Origin of the sequence: Arcicella rosea, from assembly GCF_040543805.1 — a bacterium.
Lineage (GTDB): Bacteria > Bacteroidota > Bacteroidia > Cytophagales > Spirosomataceae > Arcicella > Arcicella rosea.
The window spans coordinates 143,449-168,353 of the sequence record NZ_JBEUMS010000009.1 but is presented as its reverse complement, the minus strand read 5'-3'; the positions used below and the strand labels follow the sequence as shown (position 1 = coordinate 168,353).

Here is a 24,905-nt window from a genome sequence, read left to right as displayed (position 1 = left end):
TTCAAACAACAAAAACAAGTACTTTTAACGTAAGTAGAAATACCTGATTTTCAATCAAAAAACATAATTTTGAGGTTTTTTTGCGTTTTGCTTTTTAACTTTATGGAAGATAGGTTCATTTGCCAAATATTCATTGGTTAATTTCAAAAATTAAGGAATTATAAAATTTTAGAAAAATTTTATTTATTCTTGAAATATTGCAAATTTAAGTTTGAACCATTTATCTTTGCGTAAATTTTAAACGCTATTAATTTAAAATCTTCAACCCAAATAGCCCTATTAGAATATGAACACTATTGTAGAAGAAAAAACTCGTTACTCTGAGGAAGAGCTAAAAGAATTTGAAGTACTTATCACGAGCAAACTTGAAGACGCACGTGGAGAGCTAAACTACATTCGTGAAGCATTGCACAAACGCAATGATCCAGGAACTGACGTTACAGCGGGTAGCTCAAAACCAATGGAAGATGGCGCTGATACTTCAGAAAAAGAAAGTATGAGTCAATTAGCAGCACGTTTACAAAAATTTTCTACGCAATTAGAAAATGCTTTGATTCGTATCAAAAATGGCACTTATGGTGTATGTATTGATACTGGAAAATTAATTCCAAAAGAACGCTTAAGAGCAGTGCCTCATACACAACAAACGATTGAAGCTAAGTTGATGAAACAACGCTAGTTTTTTGAGAAGTAAGTTGAGCATTAAAGATTGTAGGGTTTTATAAAATCTCTTCAACGAAATTTCTTGTGTCTTTTGTTTTACTCTTCAAAAATTTAAAATACTTCTGAGCTGTGAATAACATAGCTCCTTTACAATCCTGCATTATCATCATCAAACTAATAAATATGAATAACAATTCTCCTATCAACATTTCAATGAAAAAGCGGTTAGCCGCTTTTTTGTTTTTTATGCTAGCTCATACTTGTTTCGGACAAGTACCTAACAGCTATTTTCTTCCTCAGAATATTAACTACGACCCAAAGATTCCAACCCCTCAGCAATATTTGGGTTATCAAGTAGGCGACTGGCACATTCAACACGAGCAACTTTTGGGCTACATGAAAAAACTAGCTGAACTTTCTGATAGAGTCGAATTAAGCGAGTACGGACGTACTTATGAAAACCGTCAATTATTACTCCTGACGATTTCTTCCCCAAAGAATCTTGCGAATGTTGATAAAATCAAAGCCGACCACCACAAATTGGTTGAACCTGATAAATCCTCTGGTTTAGATACTAAAAATATGCCTATCGTAGTTTGGATGGGCTATTCTGTACACGGTAATGAGGCGAGCGGTACAAATGCTTCAGTTCTGGCTTTGTATTATTTGGCGGCGGCGCAAGGTGCTGAAATAGATTCTATTTTGAATGAATCGGTGATTTTACTCGACCCAAGAATTAATCCAGATGGTGGCGAACGTTTTTCAAGCTGGGTAAATGCGAATAAAAGTAACAATTTAGTGGCCGACCCAAATAGCCGTGAATTGAATGAAATGTGGCCAGGCGGTCGTTTTAACCATTATTGGTTCGACTTAAATCGTGATTGGCTTTACACCCAACATCCAGAAAGTAAAGGTAGAATTCAGAAGTTCCATGAGTGGAAACCAAATATTCTGACCGACCACCATGAAATGGGTCCAAACTCTTCTTTCTTTTTCCAACCGGGCATTCCAGCGAGAACACATCCGCTTACTCCGAAAAAAAATATTGATATAACAGAATTAATCGGAAAATTTCATGCTACGGCTTTAGATAAAATCGGTTCATTGTATTTTACGAAAGAAGGTTATGATGATTTTTATTACGGAAAAGGTTCTACTTTTCCAGACGTTCAAGGAAGTATCGGAATTTTGTTTGAGCAAGCCAGTTCTCGTGGGCATTTGCAAGAAACACAAAATGGCAATATGAGCTTTGCTTTTACTGTAAGAAATCAGTTTGTAACAACACTTTCTACTTTGCGTGCGGCTAAAGCTTTGCGTCAGGATTTGTTAGATTATCAAAGAAATTTCTATCAAGAAAAATCTACTTCGGCAACAAAAGCATTCGTTTTTGGCGGAGGAAATGATAAAGTAAAAGTTTGGGAAATGATTAACATTCTTCGTCAACACGAAATTGATGTTTTCAATGTATCAAAAGATGAAGTATTAGACGGAAAAACTTTCAAAAAAGGAGAAGCGTTCGTTGTGCCATTAAGCCAACCACAGTACCGTTTGGTTCAAGGGATTTTTGAAAAAAGAACAACTTTTGAAGATTCGCTTTTTTATGATATTTCGGCTTGGTCGATGCCACATTGTTTTAATGTACCTTATTCTGAAGCAAAAATTGCGCCTACTTTAGGTGATAAATTGACCAAAAATGATTTCCCGAAAGGAAAAATCATTGGCAATACTACTTATGGTTATGTGTTTGAGTGGGACGGATACTTCGCTCCAAGAACCGCTTATGAATTGCAGAAAAAAGGTTACAAACTAAAAGTAGCGACAGAACCTTTCACGGGCGTTTTTGAAGGCGGAACGAAAAACTTTAGCTACGGAACGGTTGAAGTCACTTTTGGCTCAAACCAACAAGCTGATTTTAACGCTTTAAAAAATTTGATACAAACACTTGCCGAACGTGATGGTATTGATTTTTATGCTTTGCAAACGGGACTAACGCCTTCGGGAATTGATTTAGGAAGTAGCTATTTCGCACCGATGCGTCAGCCAAAAGTATTGATGCTGACGGGCGCAGGGGTGAATCCAAACGATGCAGGAGAAATTTGGCATTTGTTGGATACCAGAGTAAATGTTCCATTAACGATGTCGGATATTACGCAAGTAAACCGCATGAGTTTAGAGAAGTATAATACTTTGATTCTTTCAAGTGGAGAGTACAGTACTTTGAATGAAGAGAAAATCAAAACGTGGGTACGCAATGGCGGAACGTTGATTACTTTGACGGATGCTGTAGAATGGGCTGTTGCCAAAGGTTTATCACCTGTAAAAATCAAAACGATTCCTGCTGATACAGCTACTGCAAAACCTTATGCTTTGGCTGAACGCTACAAAGGTGCGCAACAAACAAGTGGTGCGATTTTCCAAGTAAAATTAGACCCGACGCACCCAATTGGTTATGGTTATAAAGACCAAACTTTAAGCGTTTTCAGAGACAATAATATTTACTTAGAGAAAATTAAAGACCCATACAATGCGCCACTGATTTATACAAATGACCCGCTTGTGAGTGGTTACGTAACCGAAAGAAACAAGAAATTAATGAAAAATACTCCTTCGGTAGTAGCAACGTCTTTCGGAGCGGGAAAAGTAATTGTGATGACAGATAATCCAAATTTCAGAGCATTCTGGTACGGCACAAACAAATTATTCTTGAATGCTATTTTCTTTGGCTCAACGATACTTTCAGGAGTGCGTGGCGGAGATGAAGATTAATCCATTTTGGATTGGTGATTTCGGGTTTCGGAATCTGTTTTTGAAAGCTTAAGATTTATTATCAATTTAGCCCTTAAATTTTCTAATGTAGTTTAGAAATTTAAGGGCTTTTTGATTAAATTTTATTAAAATACAAAAGCTCATTGCTCATAACTCAAAGCTTTTAAAATGAACAAACCAACACTCAGAAAATATTACCTTTCCAAACGAAAAGCTCTTTCTCAAGAAATTATTCATGAAAAAAGTCAGGCGATTGTTGAGCTTTTTTTTCAGCATTTCAATCTTTCTACGGTAAAATATTTGCATGTTTTTTTGCCGATTATCAAGCAAAATGAAATCAATACTTTTTTGTTGATTAAAAGAATTCAAGATGAATTTCCACAAGTAAAAATTGTTGTGCCAAGATGTATTCCGAATACTTACGAAATGGAACATTTTCTATATAACGAAGAAAAGCTTGTTGAAAATAAATGGGGAATTCCAGAACCTGTTTCTGGTGAATTAATTACTCCTTCTGAAATATCGATGGTACTTGTTCCTTTGTTGATTTTCGACGAGCAAGGAAATCGTGTGGGTTATGGGAAAGGTTTCTATGATCGTTTCCTCCAAACTTGTTCTGAAGACCTTATTAAAATTGGTTTATGTCTTGAAGAAGCAATTCCTACAATCGACGATATGAATGACTTTGACATCAAAATTGACTACTGTATTACGCCAAATCGACTTTATTCGCTCGGATAAAAGCAAAATTTCAATAAAAAACAACATTTCCTACATATTCACTCTACTATTCCCACGATATTCCTTTTCTCTTCCAATTTTATCAAGTAATTTTGCAAACTTTTTATTTTCCCTGACTTCTAAAGGAAATTAAATTTCAACGATTCAGAAGAGTATTCAACCCTGTGATTTATTTGAAGGATAAATCATAAGAAAGAAACCATGAAAACTAAGATTTTAATAGGCTTTTTGATGTTTGTAGGTTTCAAAACCTTTGCTCAGGAAGAAAAAAGAACTTTGTATCCGATTGCAGTAAAAAGGCAATTATTTGGCGTAAAATTCATTTATGACCGACAAATAATCGACAATGCTTCGGCTCTACAAATACCATTGTTGCAAGCAAGAGACCCAAAAGTAAATCTGGAATTTCTGACTTACAAACAACAACAAAAGTTAGTAAAATTGATTAATATCGTTCCCGCAGGACTTTCACTTTATACGATTTTCAATAGAGATAAAGTATCAAGTGGCTTTTATTGGTCAACCGTGGGGAGTACTTTATTGATTTCTTCCTACTTAAATGTAAAGTCAAACATACATTTATCAAAGGCAATTAATCGGTATAACGAAGTAATCAGTAGTAACCAAATCGGTTTGAATATTCAAACCACACCCGAACATCAAGCGGTAGTGGGGATAGGGTTAAGACATAATTTTTAAGCATTTTTTTATATAAATCAATTCATAATCAATTTTAAAAATGAAAGTAGCAGTAGTCGGAGCCACAGGTTTGGTCGGTGGCGAAATCCTTAAAGTGTTAGCGGAACGTAACTTCCCAGTAACAGAAATCATTCCAGTAGCTTCTGAGCGTTCAGTAGGTAAACAGGTAGAATTTAAGGGTAAACAGTACACCGTTGTTGGTTTTGATGATGCTATTAAGATGAAACCAAACGTGGCGATTTTCTCGGCAGGTGGTGGTACATCTTTGGAATTAGCTCCTAAATTCGCAGCGGCAGGCATTACAGTAGTAGATAACTCTTCAGCTTGGAGAATGGACCCTACTAAAAAACTAGTAGTACCAGAAATTAATGCTTTTACTTTAACAGCAGAAGATAAAATTATTGCCAACCCGAATTGTTCTACGATTCAAATGGTTGTAGTAATGAATCCTTTGCACAAAAAATATAAAATCAAGCGTGTAGTTGTTTCTACGTACCAATCAGTAACTGGGACAGGAAAAGCAGCGGTTGATCAATTATTTGCAGAACGTGAAGGACGTACAGACGTTCCTGCGGTATATCCACACAAAATTGACTTGAACGTTTTACCACATATTGATGTATTCTTGGATAATGGTTATACCAAAGAAGAGATGAAAATGGTGAATGAAACCAAGAAAATCATGTTGGATGATTCGATTGCAGTAACAGCTACTACAGTCCGTATTCCAACAATTGGTGGACACTCTGAAGCAGTAAATATTGAATTTGAAAACGACTTCGATGTAGAAGAAGTAAAAAATATTTTAGCAAATGAAGAGGGAATCATTTTACAAGATGACCCTAAGAATTTTGTATATCCAATGCCAATCAATGCACATGGTAAGGATGAAGTTTTTGTTGGACGTATCCGTCGTGATGAAACTCAACCAAACACCATCAATATGTGGATTGTAGCTGATAACCTTCGTAAAGGAGCTGCTACAAACGCTGTGCAAATTGTAGAGTATTTGGCTAAAAACAATCTTATTTAGTAGTTTACAGGTTTGTTTGATAGTAAAATGAAAGCCGAGATTCTTATCTCGGCTTTTTATTTTTGTTGGCTATTTCATATTACCTTTTCTTATTCTCCAAAACAATCATAGAGGGAGGCATTTTCTTTTCCATCTGCAATTCTTCAATATCGACCATGCCTCTTCTTAAAAATGAACCTAATAGAATGTCGGCGTCGCCATCTTGGTCCATATCTGCTACATCCATCACCATCCATTTACCATGATTGGCTTCTGGAAATGTTGAAACTTTAAATTGATTCTTTCCTTGATTATCGAGTAATAAAAAACCTTCATGTGGTTTTTGTTTGGGGTCGGTAAAGAATGAAATAGCAGCAATATCCAAATCGCCATCTAAATCAAAATCTGCCGCCATTGCCTTTGAAGCCCCAAACATCGGATAAAAGTAACTTTGTTTAAAATTCCCTTTGCCATCATTCATGAAAATTCTGATACCATGATAGCTTTTAAAGGAAATAGATAAATCTGCATTATCGCCATTGGTATAAAGTATATCCAAGAAGCCATCTTTATTAAAATCGGCTAAATCCATATAACTAGAGCCATAAACAGAAGGGAAAGAGAGTACTTGTTTCTCTTCAAAAGTACCATGACCTGAATTGTAAAAGATAAAAATACCTTCACGGGCTTGTGTCATTAGCACCACAATGTCTGGTAAATTATCGCCATTCATGTCTTTGATAAAAGTATTTCTGGCTCCAGGCAATTCTTTTAAAATATGTTCTCTCCTATTTACGCCATCGTACCAAGCCAATTTTCCTAGTTCATTTCCAAAGTTACAAAGTACAAAATCTTCTTTTCCATCTTGATTCAAATCTCCAAAAGAAGCTTGAACAGGTCTTTGCAGAAATTCTAAAATAGGTTTTGATTGTTTTTGAGGTGTGATTTCTAAAAGACTTCCTTTTCGAAAATCATTAGGGTCCATTATACCCAGCGTCAATACTCTGAGATTTTTTTGAGAAAAATCTACATCAGCAATTGGGCTTGATACTACCAAAGAATCTTTCATTACACCATTCAAATCGTATTTTTTCAAGAAACTTTGCTCTCCACGCCAAGCCGCATAAATGCTTTTTTGGGCAGGATTAAACTTAACGAAAGTAACATAGGGTGTTTTATTGGCAATTCCTTCGATTTTTTTCACCGAAAAATTACTTAACCCAATCGAAATCTTTTCTTTTTTGGCTTGAGGAATTGCTTTTTCTGGAGCATTATCAATATAATATTTGATGATTTTCGCCCAGTCTTCTTTGGCAATAACAGGTTTTTCAGGAAATACTCCTGCTACGGCAAGAAACTGTAATTCCTCTGGATTCATACCTCCATATACTTTGAAAATGTCCGACTCCAAACCAAGTCGATTTGACATTTTGGGTAGAATACTTTTCTCCCAAGTGGCTTTATCCAATAAATCGGGACTAGGAAATTGATGACAGCTACCACAGTAGGTTTGCGCTAATTCTTTACCGTTTTTGTTAGAAGGAACTGGAGGAGTATAGGTTTCAGATTTATTCGAATTTGAGCAATTCCACAATAAACCCGCTAAAACCAAAAGGAATAAACGATTTAACATCTCTTAAGATTATTATAAAAATGGTTATCAACAAAAAAAGGGAATTAAAAATACGTAAAATTTTTAATTCCCTTTTTGAATATGCAATTTATATAAATATTAAGCTAGTTCTGCAATCACAGTTTCGCCGCCTACTGGTCTATCTTCCAAGTTTACTAAAATTTTAGCATCTAAAGGAAGGTAAATATCAATTCTTGAACCGAACTTGATAAAACCAAATTCAGAACCTTGTTCTACGGTTTGTCCTTCTTTTACGTACCAACAAATTCTACGAGCTAAAGCACCAGCAATTTGACGGAACAATACTTCAGTTCCATTATTGTGTTTTACCACAACTGTTGTTCTTTCATTATCAGTACTTGATTTTGGATGCCAAGCTACCAAGTATTTTCCTGGATGATATTTGAAATAAGAAACGATGCCTGCAATTGGATTGAAATTGATATGCACGTTGATTGGCGACATAAAAATTGAAACTTGGCGACGTGGCTCTTTGAAGTACTCAGTTTCAACAACTTCTTCAATTACTACTACTTTACCATCTGCTGGAGCAATAATATGCTTTGGATTTTTAACCGTAGTACGAACAGGAACACGGAAAAATTGTAAAATAATCAATGCAAAAACTACGCTAAAAGCGATAACAATTTTGCGTAAAATTTCATTTTCTTCAAAAAAATAAGCAACAGCACTATTTAAAATGATTAAAAAAATGGTCGTAACTAAAATAGTACCTTTGCTTTCTCTGTGGATAGTCATGTGTTTAAGGGGTATATTTAAACAAAGTTAACTAATAATCTTTGAAAATCATGAATTCTTGGCTTTGGATAGTTATCTTAATTGTTGAATAGCAACTCCATGAAATAAAATACTTTTTATAAATATTCTAACGCAACCTTTTTCCAGAAAAGCCGTATTGATGTTGAAACGTTGTCAAAATGCCCATTATTACAGACCAAAACAATAGCCTCCAAACCATACTTGAAGGGTGCCGTAAGGGTGACTCTAAAAGTCAGGAATTGCTTTATAAGCAGTTTTATGGCTATGCTATGAGTGTCTGTTTACGTTATACCAAAACACGGGATGAAGCGGTTGAAGTAGTTAATGATGGCTTTATCAAGGTTTTCAACAATGCCGATAAAGTTGATTTAAGTAGGTCTTTTAAAAATTGGTTCAGACGAATTATGGTGAATACAGCTTTAGATTTTTATCGCCAAAATCATAAGCATTATGACCAAGATGACATTGAATATGCAGAACATTTGAGTGATAGAAGTGATGATGCTTCAGCCAATCTCTCTTATGAAGAACTATTGGCTTTAGTACAAAGATTATCACCAACCTACCGTACTGTTTTTAGTTTGTATGCAATAGATGGCTATTCGCATGATGAAATAGCCAAAATGTTAGGTTTTTCAGTAAGTGCATCGAAATCAAATTTAGCCCGTGCTAGGGTTAATTTGAGGGAAATGCTCAGTAAACGTTTTTAGTTAATCCATAAAAGTATAAAATCAAGGTTCTAATTAATAGAATCTTAACAAAAAAATGTCAGATAAGTGGTGGGATATGTCCGATGACGAACTGGATGACCTTTTCAGAGAAGCCTCTGATAAGGTGCAGATTCCGTTTGACCAATCGTCTCTGGATAAATTAAAAGCAAAAATAGACCCCAAGCCGGTGATTGTACCTGCCACTCGTTTCAAAAACGAAAGGTGGCTACTGCTATTGCTTTTACTTTGTTTCGTAGGGGCAGGAATAGGATATTACTTTACCAAAGATAATGTTTCAGTAAAATTAACGGGTCAAAAAAATCAAAAAGAAAATACATTAAATAAGCAAAAACAATCTGTAGCAACTGTTAAGGAAAATTCAGAAGACGTATTTTCTACAAAAGAGAAAACGACAGAAAAGTTAATTACAAAAGAACATAACAGTATTCAAGAAAAATTGGTCGAACAAAAATCAGCTAGAAATACCAAGCGTGAAAAAATTGGAATTACTGAAAAACAAGTAGCAAAAATAGAGGAACAAAAGACAAATAATGAATCAGAAAAACTGATACAAAAGCAAAGTAATGTCAGTTTAGTAAAGCATAAAAAAACCTCTAAGCCAATATTTAACACACATAATATCACTCCAAATGCACAAAAAGCAATTGAAGTATCTCCTACTGAAAAGACTTTGTCTAATAATCTAGCAAGTAAGCAAACCTATAAACTTGCCTTATTATCAAGTAAACCTTTGAAGGCTTTAAAGACAAATTTTAACATTGTTTTACCAGCATTTGAAGAAAGTAATTCTGAAGCAACAGTCAATCCAATTGTAAGTACACTTAAAAATTCACGTTTTGGTATTCGTTTAGCCATTGCTCCTGATGCCAATGCTGTTGAAAATTTGGGAGATTTTGCTTTTGGGAAATCAGCTGGAATTTTATTCGAATACAATTTAACTAAACGCTTTACCTTACAAACTGGGGCTATTTATACTTATAAACAATATACTACAGGTATCGAGAATTATCATGCTTGGGCAAAAAATTGGTCATATCGCCCAGTTTTACCAACAAGCGTTGCAGGCGATTGTAAGATATTGGATATACCAATCAATATTCGTTACAATGTATTTATGAAGCCCAAAAATACTTGGTTTGTAAGTGCTGGTGTTTCTTCTTATCTGATGCTGACCGAAAATTATGAATATTATTATCCAGAATCGGCTACAGTTCCTACCAATTTCCCTCGAAATGTATCTTGGAAAAGAGATGACGATTACTTCATGAGTACTTTGAATTTATCTTTTGGTTTCGAAAAACGCATCAATCAGCATATTGCTATTCAAGCAGAACCATACTTGAAAACACCCTTAAAAGAAGTAGGAAGAGGAAAAGTAAATCTTTACAGCAGTGGAATTTTGTTTTCTTTGAAGTATGGTTTTTAGAAAAATGCTAGACAATTTCTAAAATCATAGATTCTAAGGTTAATCCAGGTCCAAAAGCACAGCTTAAAATATTTTGATTTTGATGGATGTTTTCGGTGTCTTTCAACATCTGTTTTAATACAAAAAGTACTGTTGCTGACGACATATTCCCATAATTGCTCAAGATTTGATAAGCATATCGATTATCATTTGTATTGATTTCTAAAGCTGTTTCAATAGCTTCTAAAATAGCTTTTCCACCCGGATGAATTGCGTACAATGAAATATCTTGCTTGGTTAATCCTGAATTAGCAAAAAGTTTGTCCGTCAACGCTTTGATACCAGATTTAACTAATTTAGGAATATACGAAGTAAGCGTCATTTCAAAACCAAAATCGGCTACTTGCCAAGCCATATCTTGTTTCCCTTCAAAGTACAAATCACAAAAGAAAGATTTCATGGCTAAAGACAGATTTTTTTGAGAAGGTTCTGCTTCGATTAACACCGATGCTGCTCCATCAGCAAAAAGCGCATTCGATAACAGAAAATCTTCATCCATTTTCTTCTGAAAATGAAGTGTACACAATTCCACACAAACCAATAATACTTTTGCTTCTGGATTCGCTTTACAAATAGTATCTGCTATTTTCAGCCCATTAAAAGCGCCGTAACAACCCATAAAATTGATGGCGGTTCGCTGAATATTGGTACTTAATCCTAAAGAAGAAATTATTTCAATATCGAGTCCAGGAGCGTACATTCCTGTGCAACTTACCGTGATGATGTGCGTAATGTTGGGTAATTCTCCCAACTCAGCAATCGCTTTTAAGCAAAGAGGTAAAGCGTATTTCTTGTAAGCAAGCATTCGTTGTGAAATACTTGGAAATGGTTCTAAATCAGAAGTCTGAGGATAAAATTCGTAGTCAGAAAAGGTTTTTCCATAATCAGATAATACAGAATAACGCTGGTTAATTTTGGTAGAACGATACAAGGCTTTTAATCTTCTTTGTTCATATTCATTCATTTGTAAGGCAGAAGCCATGAATTCCGCAATTTGCATTTGTGGAAAACAATTTTCAGGAACAGCCGTACCTATTGCATTGATAAAACTCATGAATGATTGCGGGTTTACTGTTTGTTGATAACGAAAGCTAAGTATTTTAAAGCGTATTCTAATTGATATACGAAATACTTATCGAAATTGTTTTTCTTCTGTCAGTAAGATGTCAATTTATAGCATTTTATCATTCTTTTTTAAATACTCCACTACCTTGTCGAGAATTTTGGTATGTCCAGCTTCAAGAGTGATTAATTGGACGTTGGGAAGTTTTGTCGCCAAAGGCAACACTTTTTCGGAAGGTAAAATGGTATCGTATTTTCCTGTAAAAATGGTTACGCTAATCTTTTCGTTGTTGATTTGCTCTGCTAGTTTTTTCAAATTGAATTTTAAATATCGAAAGCCTGTCCACGATTGAAATACTTGTTTTTTCTTCGTTGGTGTATCCAACATTCTATGTGCGAAACGAATCGAACTTTCTGGAACAATACGCATTTTGGCAAAAAACTTCGTGAAAGATAAAAATTTGTCTTCTTGAAAAATAACGTATTTGAATACTTTTCGAGTAAGGCTGAAACGTGTTGCAAAGGCGTAAATCGGATGTTCTGAAATACCATCTGGTGAAACCAAAGTCATGCTTTTTATGCGTTTTGGAAAAGCTTCAACAGTGGCTAAAGCGAATCTTCCTCCCATGCTAAAACCTATTACAGAAAAGGTTTCAATTTTATTTTCTGATAAAAATGTTGTGAGATAATCTTTCCAAATAGATTTTGTAATTAGTTCGTTTTGTGAGGCTTGATTTGCCTGAATACTTTTTCCATGAAAAGGTAAATCAAAAGCATAGATTGTATAAACGTCGCCAAAGGTTTCGGCAAAATGTTGGAAACACAAAAAATCCTGCCCAATCCCATGAAAGGCGAGCAGGATTTTTTGTCCGTTTCCGATTTTTTGAAAATATAATTTCATGAATGATTAATGACCCTTACCGCCTTTTACAACAGCATTGTCAAAGTCAATTCCTTGATTTTTCAATACACCTTGTACTCTTATTCCAAAGAATACCAAGTAAGCAAAACAAATAATTGGCACAAAGTATGATTGTTGAATGCCGATTGTATCAGCCACAATTCCTTGAAGTACTGGAACAACTGCACCTCCGCAAATCATCATAATCATATAGGCTGAACCTTGGTTGGTGTATTTTCCTAAGCCTGCCGTTCCTAAAGAGAAAATACATGGCCATAAAACCGAACAGAATAAACCTCCACTGATGAAAGCAAAAAGAGTAATATCACCACTACCCAATACGCCAATTACCATTGCCAATGCGCCCATTCCAGAGAAAACTAAAAGTGTTCTAACAGGTTTTTCATCGCAATAGAAGAATGCCGCAATCATGATTAATACACAAATGGCATAAGCGTATAAATCGCTCATATCGCTTCCGTGCAAAGTATTTACACCTAAAACAATGGCAAAAGCTACAAAAGGAACAACAACGGTTAATATCTTTTTGGTAGCTGGTGCTACATCAAAATTACTAAGTGCGGCTGTCCAACGACCAATCATCATACTTCCCCAGAACATCGAAACGTAATGTGAAATTTGTGAAGAATCTAAACCTTGTGTTACTTTTAAATATTCTCCTAAATTACTTCCGATGGTTACTTCAACACCTACGTACATAAAAATGGCAATCATACCCAATACTAATTGTGGGTATTTTAAAACGCCAGTTCCGATTTCTACTTCTTCGTCGTTGGTAATTCTTGGTAATTTAGATACTTTGAAGAAAATGGCTAATAATACAAAAAGTGCCCCTAGAATCAAATAAGGCAATTTTACAGATTCGATTGTTGCATTTTTAGCAGCATCCGCAGCGATTGAACCAAAGATAGCAAAACTGATAATAACTGGACCAATTGTTCCACCTAAGTTATTAACAGCGCCGCCCAAGTTAATTCTGTGTGAACCTGTTTCTGGTGGACCAAGGGCAATCATGAATGGTTGCGTAGCCGTTTGTTGTAACGAAAAGCCTAAACCAACAATAAATAACGCTGAAAGTAATAATGGAAAAGATTTCATTTCAGCGGCTGGATAAAATAACAATGTTCCTAAAGCTGAAATAATTAAACCGTACACAATTCCGTTTTTGTAGCCGATTTTGTTCAAAATATCACTCTTGATTACACTTGAAACAATAAAGTATAAAATTGAACCAACTGTGTAAGCAATGTAAAAGGCAAAATCAACTAATTGCGCCTGCCATTGTTCTAAACCAAATTTTTCTTTAAACAAAGGAATTAAAATACCGTTTGAGGCTGCAACGAAACTCCAGAAGAACCATACCGTCATGAGTGTATAAAGATGGGACTTCTGATTGGATTGTGTGGTCATTGAAAACGTGTTTTAGGGTTATTTTTTAGACTGATTAAAAAGGATAATTTTACTTTAAAGCTAATACTTTTTAATTGTTTCGTCAAAATTATATTGATAAAATACCAGAACCTTTACTTATATTGCCGATTGTTCTTGAAAAATATCAAGATACTCCTTTATTGTACATAAATATCTGCTGAATCATAAACCACCACTTTCGACCATAAATGATGATTCTCTGCTCCGAATTTTTTGTGTAATGGATGTACCAAATACTTCTCTTCGTCTTCTTTGCTATCAAAAATCAACAAGACAGAAAAAGAGTAAGACGCATCAGTAACGGGTTTGTCAAAATCATTGATTGACGGCAAACCAATATGTGCAGATTTTATCACTTCTATTTTACCCAACGCTTTCAAGGCTGCTAATAATTGATCATGATCTTTTTTATTATTAGGGTCTTTCAACCAAAAATATACGTGGTGAATAAAAGAAAGTTTTTCGCCCTTTGGCGCTGCCGTTGAATCTGTCGTTGCGATACTTGTCATAATTGTTCCTGTGGCTAATGCCGTTGCTGAATTTTCTAAAAATTGTCTTCTGGATGATTTTTGCATGATTTTATTAGAGATTTTGATTTTATTCCTATTTTGAAGAGTATAAACAACAAATATATCTTTTCTTAGCGGAACTCTATCATGAAATATCAGTGAACTATTTTATTCAAAATATCGGTTAAGCTATCGACCAAACATTTTTATATATTTGAAGTTTACTTAACACAAATTTCCCTAAAACATAAAATATGAATATTGCCATTATTGCCACTTCGCCCAGAAAGAATAGCAATTCCTTACGTTTTTCTAAATATTTACAAAAAGTACTAAAAGCTTCAGGCTTTGAGAATAGTACAATTGTAGATTTTCATCATTTCGATATTCCTTCAGTGGGTAGAGGAACGGTACAAAAAGATGATTTAACTCTTTTTCAGGCTGAGTTAATTGGTGTTTGGGAAAAAGCAGATTTGGTGTTTTTTGTAAGTCCAGAATATAATTGGACGGTTAACGGAGATTTATTAAATGCTTTGCATCAGTTGGGTTCAAAAGATTTTGTGCACCTTTTCAATAACAAAGTATTTGCTTTGGCGGGTGTTTCTAACGGACGTGGTGGTAAAGTGCCTTGTTTAGAATTGACGACTGTTATTAATAAAATTATCAATTTCACCAATCAGCATTCTGTTATTTCTCCAAGAATCTATGAATCGCATGAAACAGCTAAGAATTTGGATGAACATGCAGATTCAACAGGAAATCATATCTATGAAAATACTGTAAAGGCTTTTGTTGATTATGCTTTGATTGTGGCGAAAAGATGGGTGAAGTAAGTAAATTGTGATTTAGTGATTTAGTGATTTAGTGATTTAGTGATTTAGTGATTTAGTGATTTAGTGATTTAGTGATTTAGTGATTTAGTGATTTAGTGATTTAGTGATTGGGGAGGCGATTCTTTTAGATTGAGTTCCAAAAAATTCATTTTAATTTTAAAAATCACTAATTCACAACTCACTCAATCACTAAATCACAACTATCTCAGCTATATCTATCATTTCTCCAAGGATATGCGGTATTGGAGTAACCTCTTTCTTCCCAAAAACCTAATTTATTTTTAGGCATAAATTCTATTCTTTTTATCCATTTAGAGCCTTTCCAAGCATATAACTGTGGCGTAATCATGCGGAGTGGACCGCCATGTTCTACGGCTAATGGTTGTCCGTCAACAGTATGACCGAGTAATACATCTGGTTTTAGGGCTTCTTCTAGCGAAACATTGGTGGTATAAGTATCGTAGCCATAACACATAATATGCGTTGCTGTTTCTTTAGGTTGTACTAAAGCGGCTAAATCTAACAAACGAACGCCTTTCCAAATCATATCTAATTTCGACCAAGTAGTTACACAATGAAAATCAGAAACATCTTCTGTTTGTGGCAAAGCCATGAAATCCTCCCATGTTAATATTACAGGATTTTCTACTTCTCCGTCGATAATCAAACGCCATTTGTCTAATGGAATTTTGGGTTGGTAGCCCAAATCAAGTACTGGCCATTTGGTCGTTAAAGTTTGTCCAACTGGAGTAGTTGGCATTCCGTGACGGTTGATTGGTCCTTTTCCTTGTGGTTTTGTATCAGCCATTGATGGCGTCGCTTTCATTTTTTCTTCAAAACGAGCCTTCAATTTCATTCTTGCCTCGATGATGCGGTCAAGTTTATTATCTTGGTTTTGTTCGTTTTCCATCTTAGTATTTTTTTAGCATTAAGCTTTTTTGTCTGTTTTTGAATCCACTGATTTGCGCAGAAAAGGTACGCTGATATTATAATCAAGATTTCTGCTATATCGTTTCTTCTGCATTAATTTTCAACCACAAAAATGCACCAATCATTACAATGATTCCTAACAGTAATACAGGAAAATTATAGCCAAAATTAGTCGCTAAATAGCCAAAACTTACTGTACTAAAATAGGCTGCGAGTAAACCTGCGGAATTCATTGCTCCTGAAATCGAACCACTTCTTGTTCCACCAATATCCATTGAAACAGCCCATGCTACGGGCGCAGTAACATCCATAAAAGCCATTCCTAAAGAGAGTAAAATAATGGCTATCGTATTATTTATCGTTAAAGCAGAAACAACTAAACATATTCCTGAAATACCTAAACCGACGATAGGAACAATTCTTCTTCCCCATTTTTTACCATACTTTTTTACAGCAATATCGCTCAAAAAACCACCTAAGAAACAACCCAAAGCAGCCAATAAAAACGGCGCTGAACCGATAAGTTTCAATTCATTTTCACTGACACCTCTACCTTGTTGTAAATATTTTGGCAACCAAGTTTGAAAGAAATATACTCCTGTGGCATAGCAGGCATACATCGCCATTAAATAACCTAGATTTTTGTTTTGTAATAACTTGAAAATTGAAGTCTTCGCTCCATGATTATCTAATTGTCGTTTGGCAAGAATTTCTTTTAATTCATCTGCTGAAATATCCTTAGCATCTGTGGGTTCTTCTTTATGCCAGAACTGCCAAAAGATTACCCAAATTACACCTACAAAACCTAATACATAAAAAGATGCTTCCCAGCCATAGCTTTGTTGAATCGGAATGACGACCAATGGTGTTAAGCCCGCACCTAAGCGAGAAGCCCCCCAGATAATGGCTTGTGCTTGTCCACGTTCGTTGGCAGGAAACCATTTTGCTAAAGCAATGGCTATATTCGGATATGCTCCAGCTTCGCCAATGCCAAACAAAAACCTAACTACCAAAAGCATGGCAAAACCTGTAGAGAATCCTGTTAATATCGTAAAAAAAGACCACCAAAGAACGACTCTAATCAATACTGATTTTGCCCCGATTCTATCGCCCAATAAACCAGTAGGAATTTCAAAAAGTGCATAAGCCAAAGTAAAAGAGCCCAAAATCCAACCCCATTGTACGGCAGTTAATCCTAATTCTTTAGTGATACGCTCGCCTGCGGTGGAAAATGCGATTCGGTCGAGGAAAGTGATGACAGAAAGAATAGCAAGTACAAGCAGTACTTGATGACGCTTTTTCATATTTAGATGGTTTGATTTTGGATGTTTAAAGATAATACTCTTTTAGGGAAATGCTATCGTAATGATTTAAACCAAACACAATTTGATATTACTAATGATACTCAAAGCATGAAGCTTCATATAATTTATATCAACGATGATACTCAAAGCATGAAGCTTTATATAATTTACATCAACGATGATACTCAGAGCATGAAACTTTATATAATTTATATCAACGATGATACTCAAAGCATGAAGCTTTATATAATTTACATCAACGATGATACTCAAAGCATGAAGCTTTATATAATTTGTATCAACGATGATGCACTTTGTATCATCATTCTTATCTTATTGAATACTCATCAAAGCAACATAGGTTTCAAGCCCACTCCATAAATTCTGGATTCTGATATTTTCATTTTCAGCATGCTGATTATTATCATGATTGGCAATAGGAACTGTAATTGTTGGTGTTGATAAATGTTTATCAAATAAATACAAAGGCAAACTTCCCCCCGAACTTGGCATCAAAACGATGTTTTCTTTAGAAGTACTTTGTACTGCTTTGATAATAAGCTGTGCGATGGGTAAATCCATTTTAGTGCGTTGAGCATTATAACCATCTTTGGCTTGTACACGAGCAATGAGTGGATATTTTAATCTTTCTTCATCAGTAATACTCTCGTTGGTAGTTACATAATAACCTTGAGATTTGATATGTTCGATTACCTTTTGAACTTGTCGTTGAGCATCATTTCCTAATACCAATCGCAAATCTAAAGCCGCCGTTGCAGAAGTAGGAATGATATTCGCCACCATTTTACCCACGTTCGCACTAGCGATTCCATTGATATTTAAAGAAGGCAAACTAATTAATTCAGCAAGCGATTTACCATCGCCTTCGGCACGCACAAAACCCAATTCATTTCTCATTTGCTCGTCGGGCGGAGGAATGTTGGCTAAAGCCTGTTTTTCTAAAGCTGATAAAGGAGTAACATCATCATAAAAACCTTTAATCAATACTTTGCCTTTGGTATCCTTCATCGTTGCCAATAAATTCACCAATAAATTAGCGGGATTAGGCGCCCAGTTTCCATAATGTCCGCTATGTAAAGGGCGCTTCGAAGCAAATACTTTTACTTCCATATTTACGTCACCACGTACCCCAAACACTACTTGTTTTCGTCCAGATTGATGAACGGGGCCATCGCAAATAACCCAAAGGTCGGCATTGAGTTTGTCTTTATGTTTTGCTAGAATTTCTTCTAAATGAGTAGAGCCAGCTTCTTCTTCGCCTTCAAAAAAGAACTTTAAATTTACAGAAGGTTTGATACCCATTTTAGTCATGGCTTGATAAGCCGATAAAATGGTAAACACGCCCGCTTTATCATCTGAAGCACTTCTACCATAAATTCTCCATTCAGGATTAATGCTTTCAGAAGCTTTTGGAACATCAATAATTTTACCACCTTTTTCTAAAGAAGCATCCAAGAAAACCGCTTCAAAAGGTTTTATTCCCTCCGCCCATTGATTAGGATTCACTGGCTGACCATCATAATGTGCATAAAACACTAAGGTTTTTGTAGCATTTGGCACGATTACTTCACCATAAATAGCTGGAGGAACGCCTTTGGTTTTGGCATCTAATTTTTGAGTTTTAATGCCTCTGTCTTCCATCATTTTCACGATATAATTTGCCGTTTTTTGAATACCGACAGTATCATAAACGACATTGGGAATAGACAACAAACCCATAAATTCATGAAGAAGTTGATGCTCATTCGCTTGACGAAATGAACGAGTTTTATCGACCAAAGTACTTTGAGCAAAAACCGTTAAGACATTGATTGATAATAAAATAAGTAAAAAGTAGCGTTTCATGGATGAAGTGTGAGTTAGTATTGTACGAAGGATTTAATTTTGTTCAAATATTTCTTAAATTAATATTTTTGTAGCGGCAAACCCTTGCGGTTGCCGCACTCAAAACGGCAACCGCAAGGGTTTGCCGCTACATCAAATCAGCTTTAAAGACAAAGCTAAACCTTAGTGCAGGACTAATTATGAGTACTTTAGATTAAAACACCAATCTAAAAATAGTCCCCTGCCCTTCTACTGAATTGACCGTGATACTACCTTTATGCAATGCCATAATTTGTTTTGACAAACTTAAACCAATGCCCGAACCATTGGTTTTTGAAGTAAAAAATGGTACAAAAATTTTATCCATCAATTCTGCCGACATACCTATACCATTGTCTTTTACTTCAATCACTACTTTTTCTTGTGGGTTCAAATACGCTCCGATTTGAATCTGTGGATTATCAGATTCTTTAACAGCATCTATTGCATTAATCATCAAATTGATAATTACTTGTTCTATCAGAGCCAAATCGCCTTCTATTTGTAAATCAAAATCTTTTAGAATTACATCAAATTCAATGTTCTTTTGTTCAATCTGATTTTCAAGCAGAATCTCTACACTTTCAAACAAATCTCGAATGTAAAAAGTGGAGAATGAAGTAATAGAAACCTTTGCTAATTGTCGATAAGTATCGGCAAATTTCAACAAATTGGCACTTCGTTTCTTGATGGTTGAAACACCCAAAGTAATGTCTTCTAATAATTGTTTATTGGCTGGATTTGGATTTTCGCCACTTTTCAATCGTCCTTCCATCGTTTCTGCCAAAGAGGCAATCGGAGCAACAGAATTCATAATTTCGTGCGTCATTACTCTCAATAACTTCTGATAGGCTTGTGCTTCGGTATCTTCAATGGCTTCATTTACGTTTTGGAAGGCGATTAGATGTGTTAATTTCCCTTCGTTCATAAAAGTAGTTTTGGCTAACAAAACCTGTTTATGGTCTATTTTCACCAATTGATTCTCTCCACTTTTTAAAGAAACAATTGCCTGAAAAACAAAAAGATTTCGTTTTTCTAAAGAAGAAATATTTCTTAAATAAGGAATACTTAACATCTTTTTAAAAGCCTCGTTCATCCAGCCTACTTCTCCATTTTGGTCATAAGAGAGTATTCCAGTATCCACCAGCTCCAATATTTTTTGAAGATATTGATATTGTTCTTCTCGTTCAGAAGAAAGTTGTTTGAAAGTACCATTGATTTGGTTGAAAGCTCTTCTCAATTGCCGAACCGAAACAGGTGCATTTTTTTCGGCAAATTGTAAGGAGAAATCTCTGTATTGAACCGCTTCAATAAATTGAGTTAGTTCGGTATTGGTTTTATTGATGAATTGAACAAAACTCAAAATCTGAAAAAACAGCACCAATCCGATAAAAAAGAGTAAAGTAAACTTATCGTTTACGATACAAAAAGCCGCCAAAGTAATACTTCCCAAAAGTAAAAGTACCCTTAGCGTCAGACTGACTTCATAGCGATTGAGTTTGAACATAAATGATTTAGAAGTTGTGAATTGTGAATGATGAGTTGTGAGCGAACAGTCGATTCGGTTTAAAATAATTGATTACTAGATATTCTTTCTAATTGTTGATACCCTTTGCGGTTGCCTGCATATCAAAAGGCAACCGCTAAGGATGACAATTCTTAATCCAATTGTGAATCTATGATTTTTAGCTCATTACTCAAAATACAAAATTATTTCACTTCCGTCAATTCCAACACTACACTTGTTCTTCTTAAAGTAATATTAGGATTCAAACCTATGGTCATTAAATAATCTCCAGAATACACAAGGTCTTTGGCAATGCTTGATTTTGTATCAGGATAGACATTTATTTCTTGAATTTTATACTTCTTTTTTGGGTCTAATCCTTTCAGTTTTACAGGAGTAACACTGTAAACACCATCGTAACGGTTGGTCGTTAAATAAGAAAACATCACAGCGTGGTCTTGTGTTGCATTGCTAAACATCAAAGAAGCATAAGGATTTTCCCAAGGATTTTTCAGACGATACAAATCGCCATGCCAAACAACATCGCTGATTCTTTTATAATTCGCCAATGCTTGCTGACTAAATTCTAATTCCTTTTCTGATAAATGACTGACTACAATATCGTAACCCATTTTACCCATCATCGCAACGTCAGTGCGGTATTTAATGCCAACTTTACTCCAATCTGTAATGTGATTACACTGAGCAATGGCAGGATAAAAATAGGAATATTCCCACTGCATAAATACTCTTTCAAGTGGGTCGGTATTATCGCTTACCCAAAATTCAGTGAAGTATTTCAAGGCTTCATAATCGACTCTACCACCTCCACCAGAACATAACATCATCGGTACTTTAGGATATTTCGCTCTGATTTTTTCTAATACTTTATATAAACCTCGCACATATTCTACATAAAGATGTGTTTGTGGTAATCCTTTTTTCTCTAAATAAGCAGAATGAGCATTGTAAACAACCGCATTGCAATCCCATTTGATAAAGGCTATTTCGGGGTTTTTGGTAAAAAGATTATCAATGACGCCATATACAAAATCTTGTACTTCTGGATTCGACAAATCTAAGGGTAATTGATTTCTGAAATAATGTTCTGGTCGCTGAGGTTCACGAATTACCCAATCAAGGTGTTTTTCGTATAATTCAGATTTCGGATTTACCATTTCAGGTTCAACCCAAATCCCAAATTTAATGCCTGCTTTTGTTGCTTCTTTTACCAAGTAACCAATTCCATTGGGCAATTTTTTGCGATTTTCTTGCCAATCTCCTAAACCTGCAGCATCGCCATTTCTTGGATATTTATTGGCAAACCAACCATCATCCAATAAAAACATATCTACGCCTAATTTTTTCCCATCTTTAAAAAGTTTCGTCAATTTGGGTTCGTCAAAATCAAAATAAGTAGCTTCCCAGTTGTTCAATAAAGTAAGTCTTGAGCCTTCGCCATCCAAAATCCTATACTTTCTTGCCCAATTGTGCATATTTCTACTGGCTTCGCCTTTGCCATTTTCCGAGAAAGTAAAAATAAAAGAAGGCGTTTTAAAATCTTGATTACTTGCCAACGAATACTCAGAAGCATGCGAATTGATTCCAGCCAACAAACGAAGGTTATGATAAGTATCCAATTCAAAATCTATCTTAAAATTCCCCGACCAAGCTAAAGTTCCTAATAATACTTTACCAGCATCTTCGGTTGCAGGTTTATCGAACGACAACATAAAGGTTGGCGGTTGAAATAAATTGGCTCTTGTTCCCAACTTAGAATCTAGCGTTTTGATACCCGCCGTCAGTTTAGTTTCTTCGGGTTTCATTTCTTTTGCCCAACCACCGTGATAATGATTGAGGTAATAATCGTCTGCCATAAAATACAAATTAGCAGAGGCATATTTCTGCAAAGTAATATTTTTGGCTTCTTGATGTTTGATGACAGACCATTGTTCTATAACGTTCTCTTTGTAATAAACTTTATAGAAAAGTCGTACTTCAAGGGCATACACTGGGTCTTTTAGTACAATCACCGTTTCAGAAACATTGTCATCAATTTTCTTTACTTCGTGACTAACGTATTTCAGTTCCAAAGAAGAATTTCCATCGGCGTGTTTTACTTCGATGGCTGGTTCTACCATATTCCAAGTACCACTTGGCGTGTAAACGGAATTAAAAATCCCTGAATTTTCATCATTGATTTTATACTCTTTGGTAATAAAGCCATAGTCAGACGATTGAGCTAGTTTTTTCCCGAAGAAAACAGTTCCTAAACGGTTGTCTTTATCGGTTTGAAAGACCAAAGCATTTTGTGAAGTTTCGATAGGAATGGTAATCAGCTTTTGGGCATTGATACCAAAGCTGATGAAAAAGATTCCTAAAATGACATAGAAGGTTTTTGGAGAGTAATTGGACATTTGCTTTTTTTAGATTATTTATGCCAAAATAAGTCTTTTTACGAAGTTTAATAACCAATCTTATCATGAATTGATTAGATTTTGTACAGTATTGTCTTTATCTTTTCATCACTCTTAATAAAATTAAAGCATGAAAAAAATTAATCAAATCTCTTTCTTCTCGTTGCTATGTTTGGCTACTTTACCAACTTTAGCACAGCAAAAGCAGAAACCGCTTCATTCTGAAATGTTGCACACAGCACAGCCAGACTATCCAGTGGCTTATACTACACCAAAAGTGGAAGAAGTAACACAAGTACTTAATAGAGTCCACAAGTATTTAGATGCTGTTACGCCAATGAAAGTAATTAGCAACACGACAAAAAAAGAAATTACAGATTTTAGCAAAATAGATACCAGTGCGGTTGTAGAAAGAGGAACATTCAGCTTAACAAGCTACGAATGGGGCGTAACTTATTCAGGAATGTTAGCTGCAAGTGAAGCAACGGGCGATGAGCGTTTCAATGAGTATGCTCGTAAACGCATGACTTTCTTGGCTGATAAAGTACCTTATTTCAAAGAAGTATTGAAGCAAAACCCAAAAAGTAAAGGACTTCGCCAAGTAATTATGCCACATGCTTTGGACGACTGTGGTGCAGTTTGTTCTGCTATGATTAAAGCGACGAGAGGTAATATTGTGAAAACAGATTTACGTCCTTTGATTGATAATTACATGAATTATATCAGTACAAAAGAATTTCGTTTTGCGGATGGTACTTTAGCTAGAAACCGCCCACAAGCGAATACACTTTGGTTAGATGATTTATTCATGGGCGTACCTGCTTTAGCACAAATGGGTAAATTAACAGGCGATAATCGTTACTTTGATGATGCGGTAAAACAGATTTCACAGTTTTCAAAAAGAATGTTTAATAGCCAGAAAAACGTATTTATGCACGGTTGGGTAGCAGATATGGAAACTCATCCAGAATTTCACTGGGCTCGTGCAAATGGTTGGGCAGTGTTGACGATGGTTGAATTATTAGATGTTTTACCTGAAAACCATGCTGGTCGTGCAGAAGTATTGGCATTGTTGAGAGCGCATGCTAAAGGTTTGGCTTCGTACCAAACAGGAAGCGGCTTCTGGCATCAATTATTAGACCGTCCAGATTCTTATTTAGAAACTTCGGCGACAGCGATTTATGCTTATTCTTTTGCAAGAGCAATCAATAATGGATGGCTTGATGCAAAAGCTTATGGTCCTGCTACTTTATTGGCTTGGAATGCTGTAGCAACGAAAGTAAATGCTGGCGGACAAGTAGAAGGCGTTTGTGTAGGAACAGGAATGGGCTTTGACCCAGCTTTTTATTATTATCGCCCAGTGAATGTATTGGCGGCTCATGGTTATGGTCCAGTTTTATTAGCAGGAGCAGAAATGCTGAAATTGATGAAATCTGGAAAGTATTCTATGAACGATAGTGCTTTGCAGTATAATAAATAATTTTGTGAGTTAGTCAGTTAGTGAATCAGTGATTTAGTGAGTAATCTACTAAACTCTCCATCCTTTAGTAATATTCTAAAAAGCCATCATTTGGGTAATTCCTAAATGATGGCTTTTTTGCTTAGATTGCATTTGG

At 35.3% G+C, this 24,905-nt stretch carries 20 protein-coding genes; 9 read left to right on the top strand and 11 right to left on the bottom strand.

What is annotated here, in order from left to right:
* The first annotated feature begins 286 nt into the window (after nucleotides 1–286).
* The 5 genes from ABID42_RS13570 to ABID42_RS13550 all read left to right on the top strand — a co-directional run bounded on the left by ABID42_RS13570 (nucleotide 287) and on the right by ABID42_RS13550 (nucleotide 5,902).
* The gene (locus ABID42_RS13570) at nucleotides 287–679 is read left to right on the top strand and encodes a TraR/DksA family transcriptional regulator (RefSeq protein ID WP_184130671.1); all 393 of its coding nucleotides are present in this window, start codon (nucleotides 287–289) and stop codon (nucleotides 677–679) included.
* A gap of 197 nt (nucleotides 680–876) precedes the next feature.
* Nucleotides 877–3,429 (top strand): M14 family metallopeptidase, encoded by a 2,553-nt coding sequence (locus ABID42_RS13565; protein ID WP_367284104.1) that lies wholly within the window; start codon nucleotides 877–879, stop codon nucleotides 3,427–3,429.
* 168 nt (nucleotides 3,430–3,597) lie between these two features.
* Nucleotides 3,598–4,170 carry a 5-formyltetrahydrofolate cyclo-ligase gene (locus ABID42_RS13560; RefSeq protein ID WP_367284103.1) on the top strand — a complete coding sequence of 191 codons (573 nt, stop codon included), beginning with the start codon at nucleotides 3,598–3,600 and terminating at the stop codon, nucleotides 4,168–4,170.
* 201 nt (nucleotides 4,171–4,371) lie between these two features.
* Nucleotides 4,372–4,869, top strand: coding sequence for a hypothetical protein (locus tag ABID42_RS13555; RefSeq protein WP_367284102.1), 498 nt, complete (start codon nucleotides 4,372–4,374; stop codon nucleotides 4,867–4,869).
* A 40-nt stretch (nucleotides 4,870–4,909) separates the two neighbouring features.
* Entirely contained in the window at nucleotides 4,910–5,902 is a 993-nt protein-coding gene (locus tag ABID42_RS13550; RefSeq protein WP_367284101.1) for an aspartate-semialdehyde dehydrogenase, read from the top strand.
* 79 nt (nucleotides 5,903–5,981) lie between these two features.
* Here ABID42_RS13550 and ABID42_RS13545 read toward each other — a convergent pair whose 3' ends face one another.
* Both ABID42_RS13545 and ABID42_RS13540 read right to left on the bottom strand, forming a co-directional pair.
* Nucleotides 5,982–7,514, bottom strand: a complete 1,533-nt coding sequence (locus ABID42_RS13545) for an FG-GAP repeat domain-containing protein (RefSeq protein ID WP_367284100.1) — start codon at nucleotides 7,512–7,514, stop codon at nucleotides 5,982–5,984.
* Between the two features lie 99 nt (nucleotides 7,515–7,613).
* A complete protein-coding gene (locus ABID42_RS13540) occupies nucleotides 7,614–8,273 on the bottom strand; it encodes a phosphatidylserine decarboxylase family protein (protein WP_367284099.1) in 660 nt (219 codons plus the stop codon).
* A gap of 179 nt (nucleotides 8,274–8,452) precedes the next feature.
* On the opposite strand from ABID42_RS13540, the gene ABID42_RS13535 reads away from it, so the two are divergent.
* Both ABID42_RS13535 and ABID42_RS13530 read left to right on the top strand, forming a co-directional pair.
* Complete coding sequence (locus ABID42_RS13535; RefSeq protein ID WP_323260483.1) at nucleotides 8,453–9,004, top strand: RNA polymerase sigma factor; 552 nt, start codon at nucleotides 8,453–8,455, stop codon at nucleotides 9,002–9,004.
* 55 nt (nucleotides 9,005–9,059) lie between these two features.
* Nucleotides 9,060–10,451 (top strand): hypothetical protein, encoded by a 1,392-nt coding sequence (locus ABID42_RS13530; protein WP_367284098.1) that lies wholly within the window; start codon nucleotides 9,060–9,062, stop codon nucleotides 10,449–10,451.
* Between the two features lie 7 nt (nucleotides 10,452–10,458).
* Here the strand turns inward: ABID42_RS13530 and ABID42_RS13525 are convergent, their stop codons facing one another.
* The 4 genes from ABID42_RS13525 to ABID42_RS13510 all read right to left on the bottom strand — a co-directional run bounded on the left by ABID42_RS13525 (nucleotide 10,459) and on the right by ABID42_RS13510 (nucleotide 14,480).
* Nucleotides 10,459–11,544 (bottom strand): type III polyketide synthase, encoded by a 1,086-nt coding sequence (locus tag ABID42_RS13525; protein WP_367284097.1) that lies wholly within the window; start codon nucleotides 11,542–11,544, stop codon nucleotides 10,459–10,461.
* A 117-nt stretch (nucleotides 11,545–11,661) separates the two neighbouring features.
* Complete coding sequence (locus ABID42_RS13520) at nucleotides 11,662–12,453, bottom strand: alpha/beta fold hydrolase (RefSeq protein ID WP_367284096.1); 792 nt, start codon at nucleotides 12,451–12,453, stop codon at nucleotides 11,662–11,664.
* A 6-nt stretch (nucleotides 12,454–12,459) separates the two neighbouring features.
* A complete protein-coding gene (locus tag ABID42_RS13515) occupies nucleotides 12,460–13,884 on the bottom strand; it encodes an MFS transporter (RefSeq protein WP_323260490.1) in 1,425 nt (474 codons plus the stop codon).
* 158 nt (nucleotides 13,885–14,042) lie between these two features.
* Complete coding sequence (locus tag ABID42_RS13510; protein ID WP_323260492.1) at nucleotides 14,043–14,480, bottom strand: Dabb family protein; 438 nt, start codon at nucleotides 14,478–14,480, stop codon at nucleotides 14,043–14,045.
* Between the two features lie 188 nt (nucleotides 14,481–14,668).
* Here ABID42_RS13510 and ABID42_RS13505 point away from each other — a divergent pair, with 188 nt between their 5' ends.
* Nucleotides 14,669–15,247 carry an NADPH-dependent FMN reductase gene (locus ABID42_RS13505; protein WP_323260494.1) on the top strand — a complete coding sequence of 193 codons (579 nt, stop codon included), beginning with the start codon at nucleotides 14,669–14,671 and terminating at the stop codon, nucleotides 15,245–15,247.
* 205 nt (nucleotides 15,248–15,452) lie between these two features.
* On the opposite strand, the gene ABID42_RS13500 is transcribed toward ABID42_RS13505, so the two are convergent.
* The 5 genes from ABID42_RS13500 to ABID42_RS13480 all read right to left on the bottom strand — a co-directional run bounded on the left by ABID42_RS13500 (nucleotide 15,453) and on the right by ABID42_RS13480 (nucleotide 23,289).
* Nucleotides 15,453–16,157, bottom strand: coding sequence for a sulfite oxidase-like oxidoreductase (locus tag ABID42_RS13500; RefSeq protein WP_367284095.1), 705 nt, complete (start codon nucleotides 16,155–16,157; stop codon nucleotides 15,453–15,455).
* 94 nt (nucleotides 16,158–16,251) lie between these two features.
* A complete protein-coding gene (locus ABID42_RS13495; RefSeq protein WP_367284094.1) occupies nucleotides 16,252–17,481 on the bottom strand; it encodes an MFS transporter in 1,230 nt (409 codons plus the stop codon).
* A gap of 333 nt (nucleotides 17,482–17,814) precedes the next feature.
* On the bottom strand, nucleotides 17,815–19,347 hold the full coding sequence (locus ABID42_RS13490; protein ID WP_367284093.1) for a M20/M25/M40 family metallo-hydrolase: 1,533 nt from the start codon (nucleotides 19,345–19,347) through the stop codon (nucleotides 17,815–17,817).
* Between the two features lie 193 nt (nucleotides 19,348–19,540).
* Nucleotides 19,541–20,872: a sensor histidine kinase gene (locus ABID42_RS13485; protein WP_367284092.1), complete on the bottom strand. Its 1,332-nt coding sequence runs from the start codon at nucleotides 20,870–20,872 to the stop codon at nucleotides 19,541–19,543.
* 203 nt (nucleotides 20,873–21,075) lie between these two features.
* Nucleotides 21,076–23,289, bottom strand: a complete 2,214-nt coding sequence (locus tag ABID42_RS13480) for an alpha-galactosidase (RefSeq protein WP_367284091.1) — start codon at nucleotides 23,287–23,289, stop codon at nucleotides 21,076–21,078.
* Nucleotides 23,290–23,419: 130 nt separating this feature from the next.
* Between ABID42_RS13480 and ABID42_RS13475 the strand changes: the two genes are divergently transcribed.
* Nucleotides 23,420–24,769 carry a glycoside hydrolase family 88/105 protein gene (locus ABID42_RS13475; protein WP_367284090.1) on the top strand — a complete coding sequence of 450 codons (1,350 nt, stop codon included), beginning with the start codon at nucleotides 23,420–23,422 and terminating at the stop codon, nucleotides 24,767–24,769.
* Nucleotides 24,770–24,905 lie beyond the last annotated feature (136 nt).